The sequence below is a fragment of the Allorhodopirellula heiligendammensis genome (genome assembly GCF_007860105.1).
Classification (GTDB): Bacteria; Planctomycetota; Planctomycetia; order Pirellulales; family Pirellulaceae; genus Rhodopirellula; species Rhodopirellula heiligendammensis.
This window is the reverse complement of record NZ_SJPU01000001.1, coordinates 2487751-2507031: the sequence shown is the minus strand read 5'-3', so window position 1 is coordinate 2507031 and position 19281 is coordinate 2487751. Positions and strand designations below refer to the sequence as shown.

Here is a 19281-nt window from a genome sequence, read left to right as displayed (position 1 = left end):
TCGGTCTCAGCCGCAATGATCGAAGCCGCGGTCGTCGATGAACTCCGAGTGGTTGTTGATGACCAAGGCTTGCGTGACGCGGTGTTCCAAGGATCGAAGGCATTGCTTGATAAAGAGCAAGCCGAAGTTGAAACGCTCCTGGCTCAGTTAAAAGCTCAAGTCAACCGGGACACCGAGGAGGTTCAACGAATACTGAAGCACGAAGTGTTCGAGAACCTGAACGATATCCGAGTCGAGGACTTGAAATCCCGGATTGCAAAGGCGGAAGCCGATGTTGTTGTCGCGACGGAAAAATTGAAACAAGTTGCCGCCCGCCAACTTTCGCGGCTCGACATCGACATTGCGATGTCGGACTTCAAAGTGGTTTGGGCTTCGCTGACGGCGAAAGAACGGGTTCACCTTGTCGAGCTGCTCGTCGCGAGAGTTGTCCACGATCCCGATGCCGGTTCAATGGCGATCTCGTACCACCCGACGGCGATCAACGCGCTCGTTGAAGAGTGCGAGGAGTCGGTAGCATGATTACGGTTCGCAAGACGATCGCGGTGACGACATCGCGTCGTCACAAAATCGTCGACGAGAAGGAAGCTGTTCCGGGCACGCTGCCGCGAATCACGCGGCTGATGGCGTTGGCGATTCGGTTTGACGAGTTGTTGCGATCCGGGCGGGCGACGGGACTGCAGCACATTGCGGAGATCGGTCATGTGTCGCAGCCTCGGGTTTCGCAGATCCTCAGCCTGACATTGCTTGCTCCCGATATTCAGGAAGAGCTGCTGTTCCTGCCTCGGATGAAGAAGGGCAAGCCGCAAATCTCGGAAAAACTTCTGCGACCGCTGACGATGGAAATGGACTGGAAAAAGCAACGTGTTTTGTGGGCTGAATTGCGGTCTGACCCACCGTCAAAACCGGACCGGTCGTAAGGGCTGCGAAGAATTTTCTGGTGGCGATGGACCAAACGTGTCACGGGACATGTGTCTGATAAACAGGAGCACGGAGTTTGCTAGCAAACGCTAGCCGCCTCGCCATTCCCCAAGGATGTTCATCGCTAAAGCTGATTTTTCATGAGTCCCAAATGCCTGCTTTCCGATCACCGAGTTTCCTCAACAATGACTTCGGATCTGTCGACCTCGATCTACTTCGCGACTTTCTGCTGCCGTTCTCCGACTACTTCGTCGCGCGGAATTTCACGATCTCAGCCGACACCAGTTTCGACGAAGACCAATTCAAAAAGCTCGCACGTCTGCTGAGGACACCGACGCGGTCCGCTCCCAGCGAACTGATCGAAGCTCAATTCCACATCGACGAAGTCGCCAACGATCGAGGAATGGAGTCCTTGATCTTGGCCTATTCCAAAGCCGGCATTCCGCTGCCAACCGACGACGAATTAACGCCGGCGGACCTGGCGATGCGAACGTGGATGAGGCATCCCGAATTGCTGCGACGATCGAACTACGAGCGGATCGCGACCAGCCAGCGTTCGTTTCGCCACTACATGAATCGGCACGAGAAACCGATGCCGTTTCAGTTGCCTACCACGGTCGTCATCAATGCGATGGAGAAACGCTTGTCGACGTTCAACCGCGATCGGCACCGTGGTGGCGGGACAGCGTTGTGGATGCACGACGTAGGCGACGTCCTGGCATTCGTTGTCCGCCGTGGCGAAAACCTGAAACGCGGCGAATTCATCGAAGGCGAGAAGAGTCGCTATCAAGTCCAACGACCGGCCGGCTACGACAACCACGGCAGAGCAACACAAAACGCCGCGGAAGCAATCGCCGACCAAAGCGGCACCTTCCACAGCAGCGGCGATGGGCGGCTCTGGTCGGAGTCGGTCCAGGCATAGAACCCAGGGATAAACCAGCCGACGAGCAAGCTCACCGCAATGAACAGCGGGAAAATCGGAACTCGTGATGCCAGTTTGGAAACTTCCATACTTCTTCGAGAGCCTGTTTCGGCTCGGCCACTGCGCCTTTTCAAAAAACAGCAAATTTCCGAACGACTCACGCGATGTGCCAAAGACTCACGCCATGAGTCGCCGTGACTCCAGCTGAGAGATTCGCATTCGTGCTGATCCCGCTGGCCCGTGTTTCCTTGTGAACGATCGTCCGTTCGCACCACGGTTTTCGCCGGCCGGAGTCGTCGAACGAAACCTCCGGCCGGAGGATAGGAAACGCGTCGCACGCGACTGTGTTGCGATCGCCGTCGACGATGGCGATCCTCGCAGCTTCACCGCAGCAATTGATTTCGGGGAGCAAACCTGGGATCCGAACGCTGCCGTCGTCATGGAAGCGACGTGCGCCGGGTCGTCGCTCGTTCAGCGTTATTCGTGCGGCATAGTGGGCGATTTGAAACAGCCCCAGCAGCTTCCACTGAACGACCTGCACGGCCAGACCGTCACGCTCCTGAAGGACTTTGACCAAATACTGCTTCCGGCGGATGATCCTCAATTGAGCTGGTGTAGTGGCTGGGTTTGATTTTGTTGGCGCTGTGCTCAGGAGTTGGCGGAGATCTCGGGGATTTGTTTGGTGGCGATTCCGATGGGGCGGCCGAGCGGGACGCCGGCGCAGGTCACGAGCGTGGTCAGCAGATCGCCTTGATTGCCCTTCACGTCGGGCAAGAAGCGTCCGGTCTTGATGGTACCGCCGCCCTTGCCGGCGATGATGAAGGGGAGGTTTTCTCGCGTGTGCTTGTCGCCGTTTTCGAGTCCCGATCCCCACATCATGATGCAGTTGTCCAGCAGCGTGCCGTCGCCCTCTCGCAGGCTGTGCATCTTCTTCACCATGTAGGCAAACTGCTCGATGTTGAAGGCCGTGATCGCGGCCACCTTGCGAACTTTCTCGGCGTCGTTGTTGTGGTGGGTTGTGGAGTGATGCTGATCGTTGAATCCGAGTTCGGGATAGGAGACACCGTTGGGCGTCGAGCCAATATAAGTGCACACGCGGGTGGTGTCGGTCTGGAATGCGAGCACGTTCAGGTCGCACATCACTTGCATGTACTTGCTGCGCCGGTCTCCCTCAGGAATCTTGATCTCGATCGGCGATGAATCGGAATCACGCCGGCGGCTCGGCCGGACTCCCGCCTTTTCCAATGCCGCCTCTTGCTGGCGCAGTTCGATGGCGGCAATCCGCCGTTCCACCGAACGAACGCTGTCCAAGTACTCGTCGAGTTTGCGCTGGTCGGCGACGGGCAGGGTGCGCCGCAGATCATTGGCACCCCCGAGTACCAAGTCGAGCATGTTGCGGTCGAGCGGACTCATGGCGGTCGGCGTGCGGCCGCCGCCGGGTGCCTGCTTGTGGAACATGCGATTGAGCACATTGCGGGGGTTCGTCTCCGCCGGTACGGCTTGGGTGGGAGAGCGAAAACTGCAGTGCGAGTAGTAGGCCTCGTTCAGACCTGCCTGATTCTCCTTCCACGTCTGCGGCATCGTGGCAAGTTCCAGCGAGGGCAATGCGGTGAAAGCGCCCAGGGCACCGGCGGCGATCTGGTCGGCAGAGATCGAGATACTGATCTCGTCCCGCTTCTCGGCGGACGGCAGGGCGGCGGTCAGCCATGTCGATAGCTCGAGTGCGTGCGGCGCGCCTTTGAACGGGCCGTTGGGAACGCCCGCAATTCCCTTCATCATCAGGCATTGGTCGAGCACCGGTCGCAGGGCATCGAGGGCGGGCGGTGGCGACGTCAAGAAGCTGGCCGCGTCGGCGGGCCAGAACTGGTCCATGATCACCCCGTGCGGCATGTACATGAAGCCCAGCCGTACGGGAGGCTGAGGAGTGGCAATCGTGCCGGTGTCCGCCCACGCCATGGTGTCCAACAGGGGCAGGGCGAGCGAAACACCCACGCCTTTGAGGCAGGCACGGCGATCAATGGTGCTGTTTCTGATCATTGGATTGATTTGGAAAATGGGTTGCGGAGGACATCCGGTGGAACGCTGGCGTCACGTCGTGTGCGGCGGATGCATTCGATGACCGCCGACCGATAACGTGCCGGGTGGCATGGTCGCGAGGATCGGCCCGACGATGCGGTGATGTCCGGGTGGGTGGGAACCGGAGGGTGGTGCGCGGCGGAGGATGGGTGGGGGAAGAACAGGTGGGGTGGGGAGGAACGGGTGGGGTGGGGAGGGACACGGGTGTTAACCGCAGCTAGCGCTGTGCGGCTGATATAAGACGGGGGTGGGTGGAATGGGTGGGGTGGGGAGGAACGGGTGTTAACCGCAGCTAGCGCTGTGCGGCTGATATGGGATGGGGGATGTGGGATGGGGGATATGGTGGGGGAATGGGGGGGGACTACTCGGTGCGACGGTGGGTGAAGGGGTAACTGGTGACGACCGCCGTAACGATCGTCTGCATGTGGTAGCCGTCCTGGGCGATCTCCTGCATCAGTTCATCGACCACAATTTCGTCGTAGCCCTCCAGCGAACGGCACAACGCATAGGCTAACATTTTCTCGACCAATGTTCGAGAAAAATCGTCGAGCCGACCGGTGATCATACCTTTCAACTCCTGAGGAGTTGAAAAACGGCTCCCATCAGGAAGCTCACCCGAGGCGTCGATCGGCTCGCCATTCTCGTCCTGTTCGCGCCAGCGGCCGATGGCATCGAAATTCTCGAGTCCGAACCCGATCGGGTCGAGCAAACGATGGCAATTGGCGCAGACAGGATCACTGCGGTGCAGCTCGGTGCGTTCGCGCAGGGATAGGTTGGCGATCGACTGCTGGTCCTGTTTCTCGAGTGCCGGAACGTCAGGCGGCGCAGACGGGACTTCCTCTCCAAGTACTTGCTCGAGCACCCACACGCCACGGATCACGGGGCTGGTACGGTTCGGAAAGGATGTCGCCGCGAGCACTCCGGGCATTCCCAAGATCCCGCCGCGGTGATCATCGGTTAACGCCACCCGCCGCATCTCAGCCCCCGTGACGGTTTCATCCATTCCATAGATGGACGCGAGATCTTCATTGAGGTAGGTGTAATCGCTATCGATGAAACTCGCGATACTCTGGTTCTCGCGGACGATGCTTTCAAAATACAGGCGAGCTTCGTCGTACATCGCCGTCCGCATGGGACCGGTCATCTCGGGGAACTTCGCCGGATCAAACACCTTGCGATCCAAATCTCCCAGTCCCAGCCACTGGGCACCGAAACCGTCAAAGAGTGCCCGGGATCGCGGATCCTCGAGCATGCGTTTGACTTGCGTTTTTAAAATCGATGGTTGGTGAAGCGTTGCAGAATCAGCGAGCTCCATCAGCTCGTCGTCGGGCAACGTCGCCCACAACAGGTACGACAAACGCGAAGCGAGTTGATAATCGTCGAGCGGAACAATTCCGGCCTCGGGATCCAGATCATCCGCCGGGGTAATGAACAGAAATTGCGGCGAAACCAGGATCGCCTTGAGCATCAACCGCACAGCGGCTTGGTAGGAGAGTTCGTTTTGCCGCCCCAAGTCAAATACGTTGATCAGTACATTGAGCTCGGCATCGGAGGGCGGTCGCCGATAGGCTTGCTTGGCCAACGATGCGGCCACTTGGCGGGCCGCTGCCCGATAATCTTCTTGCGTCTCGGGGACTTCGCCAAACGCGCGTTCCTGCCACGCAGTCGGCGGTGAGCCGGCGGGTGCCAGAACTCGATTGAGCACCTCTTCAGCGATCGCGAGATACTGCTCGAGTTGGATTGGGGAAAGTGAATTGAGGTAGCCTTCGCCGCTGACCTCGTCCGGCAATGCATCGGCGATCGCGGGATCCACTCCAAACAGATCTCGCAACGTGTTGCCGTATTCCGCTTTGGTCAACCGGCGAATCACGAACGTCCCCGGATCCTTGGGACTGAGGTATTTGACTTTGTCGAGCCATGCGGCGAACATCTGACGCTCCTCATCAGTGGGCTCGTCCATCCCGTCCGGTGGCATGTCGTGAGCCTTCACTCTGGCGGCCGCCTTCTTCCACTTCTCGCTGAAGGCAGCGTGTCCCGGTGTGTCCAGCGCCGGAGTGAAACTCAGCCCTGCCTCCGTCGGCCGGCTGTTTTGGTGGCACTCCAGGCAATAAGTTTTGATAAACGGCGTCACTCGTTTTCGAAAAAATTTCTCCGCGTCCGCTTTGCGTTCCGCCAGATCGTTGGGATTCGCCGATTCAGCGGAGCAGGGGTGCGAGTGAACGCACCAGACAGCGAGCACTGCCATGGAAATGATGCCACGGAAAAAACGTACTGCTGCGATGTTCACTCCAAACGGCATCCCTGACCCCTATTCGTATCGGCTGATGATTTGTTGTCTCGCCAACGGTCTGTCGAGCGGCGAATCCGCCGTACCGGCGAGGGAGACAATTCTACCATCCGCTGGCGTCTCACGTCACGATTGGCGTGCTAACAGAACGAGAATACAACTGCCGTCATCGATCACGTTCAACCCCGCTTCACGTGCCGCTTCGCTGGCGTGTTCGTCTTCGGCTCCGGGTTGCATCCAAATGTGTTTGACTCCGGCGGCGATCGCATCGGCGACGACGCTGCGTGTGACTTCCGGAGGCGTGATGATCGACAGAGCTTCGGGAAGGATCGGTAGATCGGTGATCGTCGGGTAGGCTCGGTGGCCCTCGATCTCGTCCTGGGCAGGATTCAGCGGATAGGTTTCGCGGCCGGCAGCGAGGAGTGCGCGGAAGACTTTGTTGCCGTACTTGTGTGGGCGGTTGGATGCGCCGGCGACTGCGTATGTCTTCGCCGCGAGAAAATCTTCGATGGAGTTCATATCGACATCTATTCCGAACGAGGGAGCTGCATCGAAAAAGCGTGCAACGACGGTTTCAACAATGACCTAGTACGATAAACTAGCCGCATGGAACAACTGCGTGAACTCCACTTCGATGATCTGAACGCGGCGATGGAAGAAGCCAGATCGCTGCTAGCGAGTGGCTACCAGCGACATGGCAACTGGTCGCTGGGACAGATTTGCCGCCACTTGACACTCGTCCAAGATCCAAGCGTCGCTGGCTATCCGAGATGGATGAGCCTGTTCGCCTTTCTACGCCCAGTGATGCGGCGAGTTCTGTTGCCGAAAATATTGAGCGGGGATTCGCCGCGTGGCATTCGCACCGCGTCCATGTTCGTTCCACCAGCGGATTTGGATGACGCTCGAGAAGTCGAGGTGTTTGCTACGAGTGTGGCTCGATTCCAGGCCCACCTCGGTGACTACGCGCCGCATCCAGCGTTCGGGAGACTATCGCGAGCACGGGTGGAGCAAATCCACGCAGCGCATGCCGCTCACCACTTGCGGTTCCTTGATCGCCGCGACTCGTCCCTGGTCGACCCGGGTTCGGCCTGACGCGTGCTGGCTCATCCCTTGCATTAACAGGTTCCGTCAGATCGACTGGCGTTGACGGGTATTGCGACCTGAATGTTGGTGACGATTGAGAAAGGACATTGATGGGACCAGTGTTTTGGAAGACGGCTGCGCTATTGGTGCTGTCGAACGTATTCATGACATTTGCGTGGTACGCGCACTTAAAAAACTTAGACGGTCGGCCGTGGATGATTGCGGTTCTGGTGAGCTGGGGTATCGCGTTTTTTGAGTATCTGATCCAAGTGCCGGCAAACCGCATCGGATTCACTCAGATGAATCTGGGGCAGCTGAAGATCTTGCAAGAGGTCATCACGCTGAGCGTCTTCGTGCCGTTTGCGGTGTTCTACATGCACCAACCGCTCAAACTCGATTACTTGTGGGCTGCCCTATGTATCATGGGTGCCGTGTTCTTCGTGTTCCGCTCGGCCACTTGATCGACGTCGTCCGCGTTACCTCGCCAATTGACGTCGCGTTACGGACAGTTCAGCAGGTCGAAATCGGCGTGATGACGCGGTTGCCCGCTAACAGGTCAGTATCAGGCTGAACGCAATGATACGTGATATAGTGTTGTCCCCTCCATCACGTCCAGGAACTGCTTGCCATCATGTTAATACGAACTCCCCGCACACTTCTGTTTCTTATCGCACTCTTCGCGGCGGCCACGACGGGTGCCAGTGAGCCACGCCAGAACTCGACGCATCTATTCATTTTGTCGGGGCAGTCCAACATGGCGGGACTCGACCCCAGCACCTCGTTCACGCCCACGGTAGAGGCGGCATTCGGTAAGGAAAACGTCACCGTTGTCAAAGACGCCATGGGCGGCCAGCCGATTCGGCATTGGTTTAAGAACTGGAAGCCATCGCAAGGTGATCAGCCCAAAGCAACCGGTGATCTGTATGATCGGTTGATGAAAAAGGTAAACGCCGAGACCGCTGGGAAAGAATTCACGACCGTGACGTTTGTCTGGATGCAGGGAGAGCGGGATGCCAGGGAGAGTCACGGAGACGTCTATGCCGCCAGCATGAAGGGGCTGATCGAGCAACTGGCCAGTGATCTGGGACGTGACGATATTAACTTTGTCATCGGCCGCCTGAGCGATTTTGACCTTCGGAATGCAAAGCATCCGCACTGGACCAAGGTCCGCGAGGCGCAAGTCGAAGTGGCCACGGGCGATTCCCGCGGTGCTTGGGTCGATACCGACGACCTGAACGACGGCACGAACAAGCGAGGCAAGGAGGTGAAAGATGACTTGCACTACTCCGTCAGTGGCTACAAAACGTTAGGCAAACGCTTTGCAGAGAAGTCCATTGAACTGATCCAGCAAGGCACCCAGCCCACTGCGGCGGCGACGCCCGATGCGCAACGGTAAACAGCGACCGACGATGCGTGCAGCGGTCGCGACTATTACGGAGACCATGGCACGTCGCTCGACATGTTGACGGAACTGTGGTCCCATCCAACGTTTAATAAACAGGGCGTTGGCTGGTAGTTGGACGTGCCATGGTTTCCCACACCGTTGTTGGTATGAAGGCCGTCTCGGACCGTTCTACCTGGCACGGCGGCCGCGGCCGTTCATCGGATCCACTTCCCCCCAATAGCCACCGATGATGTGGGGGAACTTGCCGGGCGTGACATGGTAATGCGGGCCGCGTTCCTCGTCGGTGTGCAGATTGAACTCGTTGAGGGGATGATCCTTGTTGTCTTTCGCCAGCAAACCGTCGGCTTCATATGGCCCGTAAACAGGGAATCCATCGAAGGCGAATCCAATCACCGAAGAATGCATGTGGCCCTCGTCACTCCACGGCGTTTTCACGCACACGGGATACTTGTGATAGTGGTAGGCACTCTGGGGACTGGGGTGTCCACAACAGCGATCCAGACGCCACACCGCATCGGTTTCGAAAATGTGATCGAACGGGTTGAAGAAAATCACGCCGTTGGTGGCCACGCCAATCGGCCCCATCGGTAGACCGCCGTTGGAATTATGAGCGTCCATCGCGATCGGATCCGTCGCCAGCTTGGGGTACTTGGGGAGATACCAAGTGTTCGCTTTTTCTTGGATGTACGAGGGATTGCCATCGAGCATCCGCCACTTATCGGGGAACGTGGCGGTCGGGTGATTCGGCAAATTGCGACTTCGCATCACAATGTGGTCGTCGGTTACGGTGATCACTACCGCGTACGGTTTCTCCACGTCCTGTTCCACGAGATCGCCCGAGAAATCCTTGTAACCGGCTCGCAACCAGGATGACATGTTGCCGGCGAAGGGAGCCTCAAAACGTCCCGATCGATACAGCAGCTGATCCGCATTTGTGTAGTCAAACTGTTTCGGAACCTGCTTGCTGCCGCCTTGCGGATCGAAGTACCAACGGCCGCCGAGGGCCACGAGCGAGTCGACGTCCGGCTGCGGAAAATGACGATTAGCGTTAACCGGTGGCTGGTAATCGGCGGGGGTCGCGATCGGTTGCAGCGTCATCGATTGCACCCAAAACTCCGACTTCGTGCCTTCGCCTTTTCCATCCGAAAAACCGACGCTCAATCGAACGGAATCGACTTCTGCGAAGGGGGTTCGAAAATCCATCGCATAGGATCTCCAGATCGCATGGCCGAGATTAGCGTTGGTCGATTCGTCATGGAAGTCTTTTCGCTCACGCTCGACCTGCGGATAGATTCGCGTCTTAATCAGATCCAGTGAATCGGTGCCGTTCTGTTGGAGGAACTCGACTTGCAAGTACAAGTTGTCTTGGTCGACAGCGAATCCATCTTGAGCCATGCCGGTGATGTCAAAGCGGTACCAGCGGTGAGCGGAGGACACATCGTGGTTGACGATCGACGCTGCACCAGCGAGCTCGCCATCACCGTTCTTGTCAGCACCGGAGAATAGCCGGATACCGACACCATTGGACTCCACCGCACGGTTACCGAGGATGCTGTATTCCACGTCGCCGAGAAGCTCGGCGTTGGCCAGCGAAGAGCCTTCATTGATGGCGGAGTTTGAATCGGCCGCGGAACTCGTCAGGGTCTGCGGCGATTTTGGCGTGGGTTTGGGGGTGGCTGCGAATGTCTTGACGACTTCCGCGACGGGTTGGTCGGCGGCAACTCGTTGTTGGAAAGTAGTTAACTCAGCGACCAGTTGATCGATGATGGTACTCGGTCTCGCCGCCAAGTCCGTGCGTTCGCTCGGGTCGCGGACAACGTCGTAGAGTTCCAATTCGCCGTCAGCGGATTGGATCAGTTTCCAGTCTCCGCGAAAGATTGCGAAGTCCTCCTCTGCGATCACCAAGGTTCGCGGCGTGGTGGCCTTGCCGATGATACTCGACCACAGATCGATGCCATCGAGGGGCTTGGCTTCCTGCAATGAAACGTCGGTGGCGCCCGCCAGGGTGGGAAGGAGATCGTGGATCGCCATCAATTGTTGCGACTTCGTGCCCGGCTCGGTCATGCCGGGAGCCCGGACGATACAGGGAACTCGGATGCCGCCCTCATACACCTGACGCTTCTGCCCCCGAAACGGCGCATTGGAACCCATCCGGGCGGCGCCATTGTCCGAAGCGAACACAACGATCGTGTCATCTCGCATGCCCTGCGATTGAATGGCCGCGAGAATCTGACCGATGCCGTGATCCAACGATTCCACCATCGCGGCGTAGGTAGCATTCTGCTCGTCAAGTTGACCTCTGTATTTGGCCACTCGATTTGCAGGAGCTTGGAACGGGGAGTGTGGAGCATTGTAGGCCACCACCATGAACAATGGCTTCTGCCCCTCTCCCAGTTCGGTAAGAACTGCGTCGCTGGATCGTCGGTCACGAGAGTGTTGCCGACTTTCGCTACGGGCGTGTTGGTTGATGCGATTGATCGCTTCCCGCGTCAGCAAATCCGTCGCGTAGCCCTGCTCGTTGACAGTTGTGCCGTTTCTCTGCCAGTCAACATGCCCCCGGTTGCTCGTATGCTGGTAGTAGTCGACGGAGGCTTCCAGAAATCCGTAGAAATGATCGAACCCGCGACGAGTGGGGTTGAACTTCATGTCCGTGGAGTGGTTCAAGTGCCATTTCCCAATCAACGCCGTTTCGTAGCCAGCGTCTCGAAAGTCCGCCACCAACAATCGCTCGGTCAACGGCAGCCCTTCGTCACGTGGTCGGACGGGTCCGCTGATCCCGTAGCGTCCCGGAAAACGGCCGGTCAACATCGCTGCCCGAGCGGGGCTGCAGGCGGGATAGGCGTAGAACCGCTCGAGCTCCAAACCCTCCGTGGCCAGTTTGTCGATGTTCGGCGTTGCGGCAACGCCGCCATGAATACCGATGTCACCCCAGCCAAGATCGTCAGCGAGCAAGACAACGACGTTTTTAGGTGTGCTTCCCAGCGAACTGGTTTGTTGCTGTGCCGATACGTCGCTGGCGGTCATCAACGATGTCAGCACAGCACAGGCTACGAGCACACTCGATAGGGAACCTGCGCCACATGTTGACATTTTGCTTGCTGCCAGGTTGGGCCGCTGTTGAACCCGAATAGGGAATTGCATCGTTCTCATGAGGATTATTCACTGGTAAGCTGGGAGCGGAACTCGTGGAGAGTTTCGGCGATCTGGTATTGCGAGCGTCTCGGCAACGTTCGCGTCGGGAGTGGGGCTACTCACCTAAACCCGCGTGGACGATGCAATCTACGGGCATTTTTTAAAAATCCAGAAAGTCCTGACCTCTGTCGCTGCTGCATTGGAATCCAACGAGTCTTGACGCCTTCCGCTACGAAGAACGATTTCATGTCCGACGAGCTCGAACGACGACTCGCCAAGGGCGATACGACCGTGTTCGGAGAACTCTTCACATTTCATCGCCCCCGTGTCTGGCAGATTATCCACTTCCGACTCAGCGATCGAATTCGCGGTCGCGTGGACCCCGATGACGTGATCCAAGAGGTGTTTTTGGAAGCGGAAAAGAGGCTCGAGCACTACATTCACGGCGACTTCCCCTCATTTTTCCTGTGGCTACGTCTGGTCGTCGGGCAGACGCTCAGCAAGATTCACCGTACCCATGTGGGGACTGAATCGCGTAGCGTGCTGCGCGAAGCCAATCCCGTGCGACAAGTGCTATGGGCCAATACCTCAATGTGCATGTCCCAGCGTTTCATCGCCCACCTGACATCGCCCAGCCAAGTTGCCGTCAAAGCCGAACTGATCGACGAGGTGCGGCAAGCGCTCGACAGCATGAGCGAAATGGATCAAGAGGTACTCGCTCTCCGGCACTTCGAAGAATTGACCAATCAAGAGGTCGCGATCGAATTGGCGATCAATCCCAAGGCAGCTAGCATCCGGTACATGCGGGCACTGGAACGTCTCCGCAGCGTCTTGGAACAGATGCCGTAGCGGTACTCGTCGACGGGCTCATGATTGGGTGAGCCGAGACGGGTCAGCGGCCGGACAGGCAGTGATCCCCGGTGGCTTGAAAGTTCGTTGCGCTCGCTGTCCGAACCCATAAACACAAACACTCGCCCGACGCGCGAGCGAGGAACGACGTGGAATGCCTCGCTGGCGCGTCGGGTTCGTGAGCTAACAGGCAGTTACGGCGTTCGGCTCATGGTTGCGTTGGTAGGCGGGGAGACAACCGGGCGACTGGCGGGATTGGCCAGATGGCACTCGGCCCGTACCCTGCATCACCGGAGTTGTTTGAATCCACATCTCCTCACGAGCTTCAATCTCGTACAGCGTTCCGACTTTCGAACGCGACAAACGTCTCGTCGACGCGGCAGTGTATTGCTCACGGGTATGTTGGGTGGGGGTGGCGGCGTGACGAAAGTCCTAACAATTTCCGCGACGGCTTCACCATCGGTGTGGATTTACTTTCATTCCTTTCTTGTCATTTCTATCTGCATGTCATGCGAGCTTCCGAGACAACTGACGACACCCTTGCCACGGTCGATACCCTCGCGAGCGACTTCCTCGCGAGATACCGCGATGGGGAACGGCCCACCGTGGAAGAGTATGCGAGGCGACATCCAGATTACAGTGATTCCATTCGACGAATGTTCCCGCTGGTGGCATCCATCGAACGGATCAAGATCGACGAACAGGTCAACGCCGACGGCACCGCGACGTTAGCGGGTCACGCGTTGTCGCAACTCGGTGACTTTCGAATCGTACGCGAAATCGGCCGGGGCGGAATGGGCATCGTCTTTGAAGCTCATCAGGAATCGCTCGATCGAGTGGTTGCCATCAAAATTCTTCCCAAGCAAAGTCTGCTCGACGATGAGGCGTTGAAACGCTTTCGCACCGAAGCGATGACGGCCGCGGCGATGCATCACACCAATATTGTACCGATCTATGGCACCGGTGAATCGGACGGTTCCCATTACCTGGTGATGCAGCTCATCCATGGAAAGTCGATGGATGCCGTCATTGCAGCCGGCAAAACGTTCTCGTGCCTCGACGCGGCCCGCATCGGAATGCAGGTTGCGGATGCGATCGCATATTCGCATGCAAACGGTATTTTGCATCGCGATATAAAACCTGCCAACATCCTGATGGAAGATGACGGGACAGTCCAAGTCACCGATTTTGGTTTGGCGAAACATGTCGGTAACGATCTCACCAATACACGGAGCGTCAGCGGTAGCCTACGCTACATGGCTCCCGAACGATTCTCGGGAGTCTCCGGCGAAGCGGGCGACATTTATGGCATTGGCATCACGCTCTACGAACTGCTCAGCGGGCGTCCCGCCTTTGACGCCACCGACGCTGAACACCTCATCGGTTCGATCACGAACGCTCAAGTAAAGCCGATTGATGGGGTCCGTCTTGATGTTCCAACGGATTTGTCGACCATTGTTGGCAAGGCAATGCATGCAGCCCCATCTCAACGGTACGCATCGGCAGCAGACCTCCGCGACGATCTGCGACGTTTTCTCGCCGATGAGCCAATCCGGGCGCGGCGAACACCACTCTGGGGTCGCTTCATTCGCTGGGTGCGCCGCAACCCGAAGCTCGCCGCCGCTGTGGGAATCGCGGTTGTCGCATTAGTCGCCGCGACGATCATTTCCACGATTGCGTATTTGGAAACATCCGCCGCAAATCAGCGATCCGTTGCAGCATTGCAGTCGTCCGAGCATACCGTCGATCTGGCACTCCAGTCGCTCGATGGCGTGATCGATGTCGTCTTGCACACACCGACATCCGCCAGCCTCGCGCTGGGGGAGACGTTCGAAGAGGATGATTTATTGCCCAATGTTGGTCTCGAACCGTCCCCCACGTCGGCGAGAATCCTGGAGCGTCTTCAACCGATCTACGAGCGGCTCGCCCAGCAATCGCCAACTCGCAGTGACATCATTCTAAGGAGTGTTGACTCCAGCATTCAGCTCGCGCGGATTCAACACAGCTTGGGACGCACCTCCCATAGCATCGACACACTCCGTGCCAGTATTACGCTGCTCGATGAGCGTGGTGAGGTCGCATCAATTCCAAATGATGATCTGTACTTACGCTTGGCACGGTTGAACAACGAGCTTGGAGCGATGTTCGAAGCGGAATTCGATCGGGGTGCGTCCAAACAATGTTACGAATCCGCCGTGCAGGCCGCCTCTGAGCTTGATGCTGCGAACACGGCGGCGCGTTTGGAACTTGCCCGTGCCTATCTGAATCTTGGCAGTCGCCCTCCCCACTTGCGTCGTGGCGAAGCTCTCATGCCCGCTCAGCGCAGCGACGATCTCCGGCATATCAATCACGCAATCGAGATTCTGGAAGGGCTACGAGATCTCCAGCCGCAATCGAAAACGACGAGTATTTTATACGCGAGTAGCCTGTTAGCCCGATCACGACTCACTCCTCCTGCAGCAGAAGGTGCCAAGCCCCCCTCCAAGCAGCGCGACTTTCAAGAGGCTGTTGCGATTCTTCGAGACCAATTGGCGGCGACACCGGACGACGACGACGTGCGATTCGAACTGGTGGAGGCGTTGGCGGATGTCAATTTGCGTGGACGGCGATCACCAAGGCAGTTTGCAGAAGTTGCCCAACGGCTGCGTGAAGCACTCCACGAGGTCGAGACGCTGCGATCCACGGACGCCGACAATTCGGTATATCTGGTGACGGAGGTTCATCTACGCCACAAATTGTCAGCAGTCGCCCGATCGCGATTATGGTTTGATGAAGCCGAACAGTTGCTATCCGGCGCGATCTTACTTCAAACATCGCTCATACAAACCAGGCCAGACAACGTTCAACATCGATGCTGGCGTGCGATGCTGTACCGCAACCTGGCGACATTGTATCGCGAATCGGGTAACCAGGAGGCGGCCGATGTTGCGCTGGCAAGTGCCGTCAGCGACATCGACTCAATTGCTCCTCCATGGAAGGACCATCCGATGGTGGTCCGCACACGCGAAGCGATTCGTGATGTTGCCGACGGGCAAGCAGGTGACGAGTGATGATGTCGAGGGCGCCCGAGCAGATACGAGAGCTGGGTGACACACTGTGCGCGTTTTCACTGATGGGGGACATTTTGGATCAAGCGCCCCGACGGAGCGTGCTATACAATGCCGCTCGTATTGGACGACAGCGAGACCATCCAACATCCTACTGATGTGTCCATGCGATGCAGCCACCCCCGCGAAGACGGTACCGACGTTCTCATGAATGCCGCTCTGAGTTGCTGCATTCGCTGTCGCAATGCAATTCCCCACTGTCGTGACATCCTGAAAGATAGTTGTTCTATGAAGATCGCTCGTATTTTTGCACATCGTGTTGAACTCCCGCTCGTTGAGGGCTCGTACAAATGGTCCGGAGGCAAATCAGTTTCTGTGTTCGACAGCACCGTTATCGGGGTGGAAACGGACTGTGGAATGGTCGGCTACGGCGAAGTTTGTCCGCTGGGGCCGTTCTATTTGCCAGCATACGCTGAGGGGGTGCGAGCCGGCGTTCGCGAACTGGCGCCCCACCTGCTCGGCATTGATCCGCGGCAGCTCGGCGTGCTGAACCAGCGCATGGATCAGGCGTTGAAAGGTCATGCATACGTCAAGACGGGGATCGACATCGCTTGTTGGGATATTCTAGGCAAAGCCTGCGGCTTACCCGTGTGTGAACTGATGGGTGGCCGGTTTGGCGAGAGCGTGCGTTTGTATCGCGCGATCTCACAGGTGGAGCCGGATGAGATGGCCGGTAACGTGGCGGGATATCGCGATGAAGGATATACGCGGTTCCAGCTGAAAGTCGGTGGCGATCCTGATACCGATATCGAGCGGATTCTCGCGGTGAGCTCAGTGCTGCGCCCCACCGATCGATTGGTGGCCGACGCCAACACGGGATGGACACAGCATGAGGCAATGCGAGTGGTTCGCGCTGTTCGCGAGGTGGACGTTTACATCGAACAACCGTGTTTGAGCTACCAGGAATGTCTCGCCATCCGACGGCACACCGACCACCCCTTTGTACTCGACGAGAATCTCGACAGCCTGGAGATGTTGATGCTGGCAAAGAACGACCTCGCGATGGATGTCGTGAACCTGAAAATTAGCAAACTCGGCGGTCTGACCAAAACCAAACAGGCTCGCGATCTATGCGTTTCGATGGGCATCGCGATGACACTGGAAGATAGCTGGGGTGGCGATATCACGACCGCTGCGATCGCTCACTTGGCTCACAGCACACCCGAAGAGTTTCGGTTCACCGCCACTGATTTCAACAGCTACGTCACCGTCAGTACTGCTGATGGCGCACCTCGACGCGAACAGGGCTTCATGGCTGCCAATATCGAGCCAGGACTGGGCATCACACCGAAAATGGATGTCCTGGGCAAGCCTGTATTCGAAGTGAAGTAGTCGTAATCCATCCACTTTCCATCTCATCCCGATTGAAACAAACGCATCATGAGAAATCACCTAGCGATCACTTGTACGACTGGGTTCCTGATACTCGCAATGGGGTTGGACCCTCAAAGCCTGCCGGCGCAAGACGCGCCTCGCTCCAACTGGGTCGAGGAGGCGTTGCCCCGACTGCAAGCAGTCTACGAGCACGGAGAGTTCCAGCCAGCTGGGTTTGACGGTAAATGGCTTCCTGACAGCTCGGGATATACAATTCGCGAACGTGATCCGGAGACGCAGAAACGGTCCCTGTGGAGTTATGACGCTCAGAGCGGGGAGCGGAGCCCAGCGGATCAGCAGGATGAACATAAGCTCGAGCATGGGAAGCGTCTCTCTCCCGATGAAAATCATGTGGTGGAGTTTCAGAAACGAAATCTAGTTGTTCGGGATCTGAAAAGTGGAGAACAAATCCGCCTGACTCAGCGGCCACGTGACCGAGACGTCTCGTACCGTGATCCCGTGTGGAGCCCCGACGGGAAGCACATTGCATTCATCGAGTCGGATTCAACCCAAGTCAGACAACGATCGGTACTGGTCCCCAGCGACCCATCGTATCCCGGCGTTCGAGACGTTCGCTTTGCCAGAGTCGGTGAGCAGATCCCGGCGCTGCGGGTCGGTGTGGTGGCCTCGACCGGGGGTGACGTGCGGTGGCTGCCGTTAGAAGTGCCGGAGGAAGGCTGCTATCTGGGCCAGGTCGACTGGGCAGAAAACTCGGATCAGGTGCTCGTCGAAACCCTGAGCCGGTTCCGTGACACGCGTGAATTCACACTGTACTCGCTCGATGGCGAATCCACTCGAATTTACAGTGAGACCAACCCGGCCTGGGCCGTCGGTAGCCAGGGGACGAACTCCGGGTTGAACTGGGTTCGTGAAGGCGATGCGTTCATCGTCGTCAGCGAAAAAGATGGCTGGCGTCATGCGTTTCTCTACTCCCGCGATGGTGACGAGATTGCCGTGCTCACACCGGGCGATTACGACATCATCGATCGCGCCGTCGTCGATGAGAACGATGGGTGGTTCTACTTCTACGCATCACCCGAAAACGCAACTCAAAAATACCTGTATCGCGTACCGCTCGATGGCACGGGGACGCTGGAAAGAATCACTTCGAAAGACCAGCCTGGTAGCCATGACTACGATTTCTCACCGAATGCCGACCTAGCGTTTCATACATTCTCGACGCTGGATTCACCACCGATCATTGAACTCGTCGAACTGCCAAGTCACCGGGTCCTACGTGTGCTGGAGGATCAAGCTGAACTGCGGGCGAAGATGGAGCGGGTAATCTCGCATCCAACGGAGTTCCTGCAACTCGATATCGGGGATGGTATCTCGGTGGACGCGTTGATGATCAAGCCGAAAAACTTTGACGACACCAAGAAATATCCGGTGTTCGTGTATGTTTACGGTGAACCTTATTTGCAGACCGTCTTGGACAAATGGGGAGCAGGTCAGATTGACTTTCACCGCGTTGTCGCTGACATGGGATATCTCGTTGTTTCGATCGACAACCGGGGAACGCCCGCGCCGAAGGGTGCGGCATGGCGGCGGAGCATCTTCGGCAGCCTCGGTCCGCTTTCAACCGAGGAACAAGCCGCTGCGTTAAAGGAACTCGGTCGTCAACGATCGTACGTGGATCTATCGCGCGTCGGAATTTGGGGCTGGAGTGGCGGTGGATCCAACACGCTCAATGCCATGTTCCGCCAGCCCGAATTGTACGACGTGGGAATTGCGGTCGTCCCTAAGCCTCAGCCGCATCTCTACAACGCATGGTTCCAAGAAATTTACATGCGAACGCGTGAGGTCAACGCGGACGGTTATGAACGCTCGGCACCCATCCATTTCGCCGAAGGCCTCGAAGGTAAACTACTTATCATCACGGGTTCCGGCGAGACCAACACACACATTCAGATCATCGAGGGCCTCGTCGATCGCCTCGTCGAACTTGGCAAACCGTTCGACTACATGGTTTACCCGAATCGCGACCATGGGTTGCGTGAGGGATCAGGAACTGTGGTGCACGTGCGGATGCTTATTCTTCGCTATCTGATAGAAAACCTGACGCCCGGACCGCAATAGTTGACTCTCCGGCAGGACGCGTACTTCGGTCGCGTTTGCGACGCCGATG

15 protein-coding genes are annotated in these 19281 nt (G+C 57.5%); 10 read left to right on the top strand and 5 right to left on the bottom strand.

What is annotated here, in order from left to right; genetic code table 11:
- Positions 1–15: 15 nt before the first annotated feature.
- From Poly21_RS09390 to Poly21_RS27310, 3 genes are all read left to right on the top strand, one after another.
- The gene (locus tag Poly21_RS09390; protein WP_302118251.1) at positions 16–519 is read left to right on the top strand and encodes a hypothetical protein; all 504 of its coding nucleotides are present in this window, start codon (positions 16–18) and stop codon (positions 517–519) included.
- The gene (locus Poly21_RS09385; protein WP_146406564.1) at positions 516–917 is read left to right on the top strand and encodes a hypothetical protein; all 402 of its coding nucleotides are present in this window, start codon (positions 516–518) and stop codon (positions 915–917) included. The genes Poly21_RS09390 and Poly21_RS09385 overlap by 4 nt, the downstream gene beginning before the upstream one ends.
- Positions 918–1069: 152 nt before the next feature.
- Entirely contained in the window at positions 1070–1840 is a 771-nt protein-coding gene (locus Poly21_RS27310) for a hypothetical protein (RefSeq protein WP_302118248.1), read from the top strand.
- 157 nt (positions 1841–1997) lie between these two features.
- On the opposite strand, the gene Poly21_RS09375 is transcribed toward Poly21_RS27310, so the two are convergent.
- The 4 genes from Poly21_RS09375 to Poly21_RS09360 form a co-directional block, all read right to left on the bottom strand.
- Positions 1998–2444 (bottom strand): hypothetical protein, encoded by a 447-nt coding sequence (locus tag Poly21_RS09375; protein WP_302118246.1) that lies wholly within the window; start codon positions 2442–2444, stop codon positions 1998–2000.
- Between the two features lie 44 nt (positions 2445–2488).
- Entirely contained in the window at positions 2489–3877 is a 1389-nt protein-coding gene (locus Poly21_RS09370; protein ID WP_146406562.1) for a DUF1552 domain-containing protein, read from the bottom strand.
- A gap of 400 nt (positions 3878–4277) precedes the next feature.
- The gene (locus tag Poly21_RS09365; protein ID WP_302118244.1) at positions 4278–6161 is read right to left on the bottom strand and encodes a DUF1592 domain-containing protein; all 1884 of its coding nucleotides are present in this window, start codon (positions 6159–6161) and stop codon (positions 4278–4280) included.
- A gap of 168 nt (positions 6162–6329) precedes the next feature.
- Positions 6330–6722, bottom strand: coding sequence for a CoA-binding protein (locus Poly21_RS09360; RefSeq protein WP_146406560.1), 393 nt, complete (start codon positions 6720–6722; stop codon positions 6330–6332).
- Between the two features lie 87 nt (positions 6723–6809).
- Between Poly21_RS09360 and Poly21_RS09355 the strand changes: the two genes are divergently transcribed.
- The 3 genes from Poly21_RS09355 (at position 6810) to Poly21_RS09345 (ending at position 8682) form a co-directional block, all read left to right on the top strand.
- Positions 6810–7295: a DUF1569 domain-containing protein gene (locus Poly21_RS09355; RefSeq protein ID WP_146406559.1), complete on the top strand. Its 486-nt coding sequence runs from the start codon at positions 6810–6812 to the stop codon at positions 7293–7295.
- A 101-nt stretch (positions 7296–7396) separates the two neighbouring features.
- Positions 7397–7747 (top strand): DMT family protein, encoded by a 351-nt coding sequence (locus Poly21_RS09350; protein ID WP_146406558.1) that lies wholly within the window; start codon positions 7397–7399, stop codon positions 7745–7747.
- A gap of 170 nt (positions 7748–7917) precedes the next feature.
- The gene (locus tag Poly21_RS09345; RefSeq protein WP_146406557.1) at positions 7918–8682 is read left to right on the top strand and encodes a sialate O-acetylesterase; all 765 of its coding nucleotides are present in this window, start codon (positions 7918–7920) and stop codon (positions 8680–8682) included.
- Between the two features lie 177 nt (positions 8683–8859).
- Here Poly21_RS09345 and Poly21_RS09340 read toward each other — a convergent pair whose 3' ends face one another.
- Entirely contained in the window at positions 8860–11832 is a 2973-nt protein-coding gene (locus tag Poly21_RS09340) for a sulfatase-like hydrolase/transferase (RefSeq protein ID WP_302118240.1), read from the bottom strand.
- A 237-nt stretch (positions 11833–12069) separates the two neighbouring features.
- Between Poly21_RS09340 and Poly21_RS09335 the strand changes: the two genes are divergently transcribed.
- From Poly21_RS09335 to Poly21_RS09320, 4 genes are all read left to right on the top strand, one after another.
- The gene (locus Poly21_RS09335) at positions 12070–12672 is read left to right on the top strand and encodes a sigma-70 family RNA polymerase sigma factor (protein WP_146406556.1); all 603 of its coding nucleotides are present in this window, start codon (positions 12070–12072) and stop codon (positions 12670–12672) included.
- A 509-nt stretch (positions 12673–13181) separates the two neighbouring features.
- A complete protein-coding gene (locus Poly21_RS09330; RefSeq protein ID WP_302118239.1) occupies positions 13182–15722 on the top strand; it encodes a serine/threonine-protein kinase in 2541 nt (846 codons plus the stop codon).
- A 285-nt stretch (positions 15723–16007) separates the two neighbouring features.
- A complete protein-coding gene (locus Poly21_RS09325; protein ID WP_146406554.1) occupies positions 16008–17111 on the top strand; it encodes a cis-3-hydroxy-L-proline dehydratase in 1104 nt (367 codons plus the stop codon).
- 48 nt (positions 17112–17159) lie between these two features.
- Positions 17160–19232, top strand: a complete 2073-nt coding sequence (locus Poly21_RS09320) for a S9 family peptidase (protein WP_146406553.1) — start codon at positions 17160–17162, stop codon at positions 19230–19232.
- Positions 19233–19281 lie beyond the last annotated feature (49 nt).

What these genes read in the sequence shown, in the direction of transcription:
- Poly21_RS09355 (WP_146406559.1), top strand. Translation starts at nt 6,810, where the DNA reads ATGGAACAACTGCGTGAACTCCACTTCGATGATCTGAACGCGGCGATG.
- Poly21_RS09320 (WP_146406553.1), top strand. Translation starts at nt 17,160, where the DNA reads ATGAGAAATCACCTAGCGATCACTTGTACGACTGGGTTCCTGATACTC.
- Poly21_RS27310 (WP_302118248.1), top strand. Translation starts at nt 1,070, where the DNA reads ATGCCTGCTTTCCGATCACCGAGTTTCCTCAACAATGACTTCGGATCT.
- Poly21_RS09390 (WP_302118251.1), top strand. Translation starts at nt 16, where the DNA reads ATGATCGAAGCCGCGGTCGTCGATGAACTCCGAGTGGTTGTTGATGAC.
- Poly21_RS09340 (WP_302118240.1), bottom strand. Translation starts at nt 11,832, where the DNA reads ATGCAATTCCCTATTCGGGTTCAACAGCGGCCCAACCTGGCAGCAAGC.
- Poly21_RS09330 (WP_302118239.1), top strand. Translation starts at nt 13,182, where the DNA reads ATGCGAGCTTCCGAGACAACTGACGACACCCTTGCCACGGTCGATACC.
- Poly21_RS09345 (WP_146406557.1), top strand. Translation starts at nt 7,918, where the DNA reads ATGTTAATACGAACTCCCCGCACACTTCTGTTTCTTATCGCACTCTTC.
- Poly21_RS09365 (WP_302118244.1), bottom strand. Translation starts at nt 6,161, where the DNA reads ATGGCAGTGCTCGCTGTCTGGTGCGTTCACTCGCACCCCTGCTCCGCT.
- Poly21_RS09335 (WP_146406556.1), top strand. Translation starts at nt 12,070, where the DNA reads ATGTCCGACGAGCTCGAACGACGACTCGCCAAGGGCGATACGACCGTG.
- Poly21_RS09350 (WP_146406558.1), top strand. Translation starts at nt 7,397, where the DNA reads ATGGGACCAGTGTTTTGGAAGACGGCTGCGCTATTGGTGCTGTCGAAC.
- Poly21_RS09325 (WP_146406554.1), top strand. Translation starts at nt 16,008, where the DNA reads ATGAAGATCGCTCGTATTTTTGCACATCGTGTTGAACTCCCGCTCGTT.
- Poly21_RS09370 (WP_146406562.1), bottom strand. Translation starts at nt 3,877, where the DNA reads ATGATCAGAAACAGCACCATTGATCGCCGTGCCTGCCTCAAAGGCGTG.
- Poly21_RS09385 (WP_146406564.1), top strand. Translation starts at nt 516, where the DNA reads ATGATTACGGTTCGCAAGACGATCGCGGTGACGACATCGCGTCGTCAC.
- Poly21_RS09360 (WP_146406560.1), bottom strand. Translation starts at nt 6,722, where the DNA reads ATGAACTCCATCGAAGATTTTCTCGCGGCGAAGACATACGCAGTCGCC.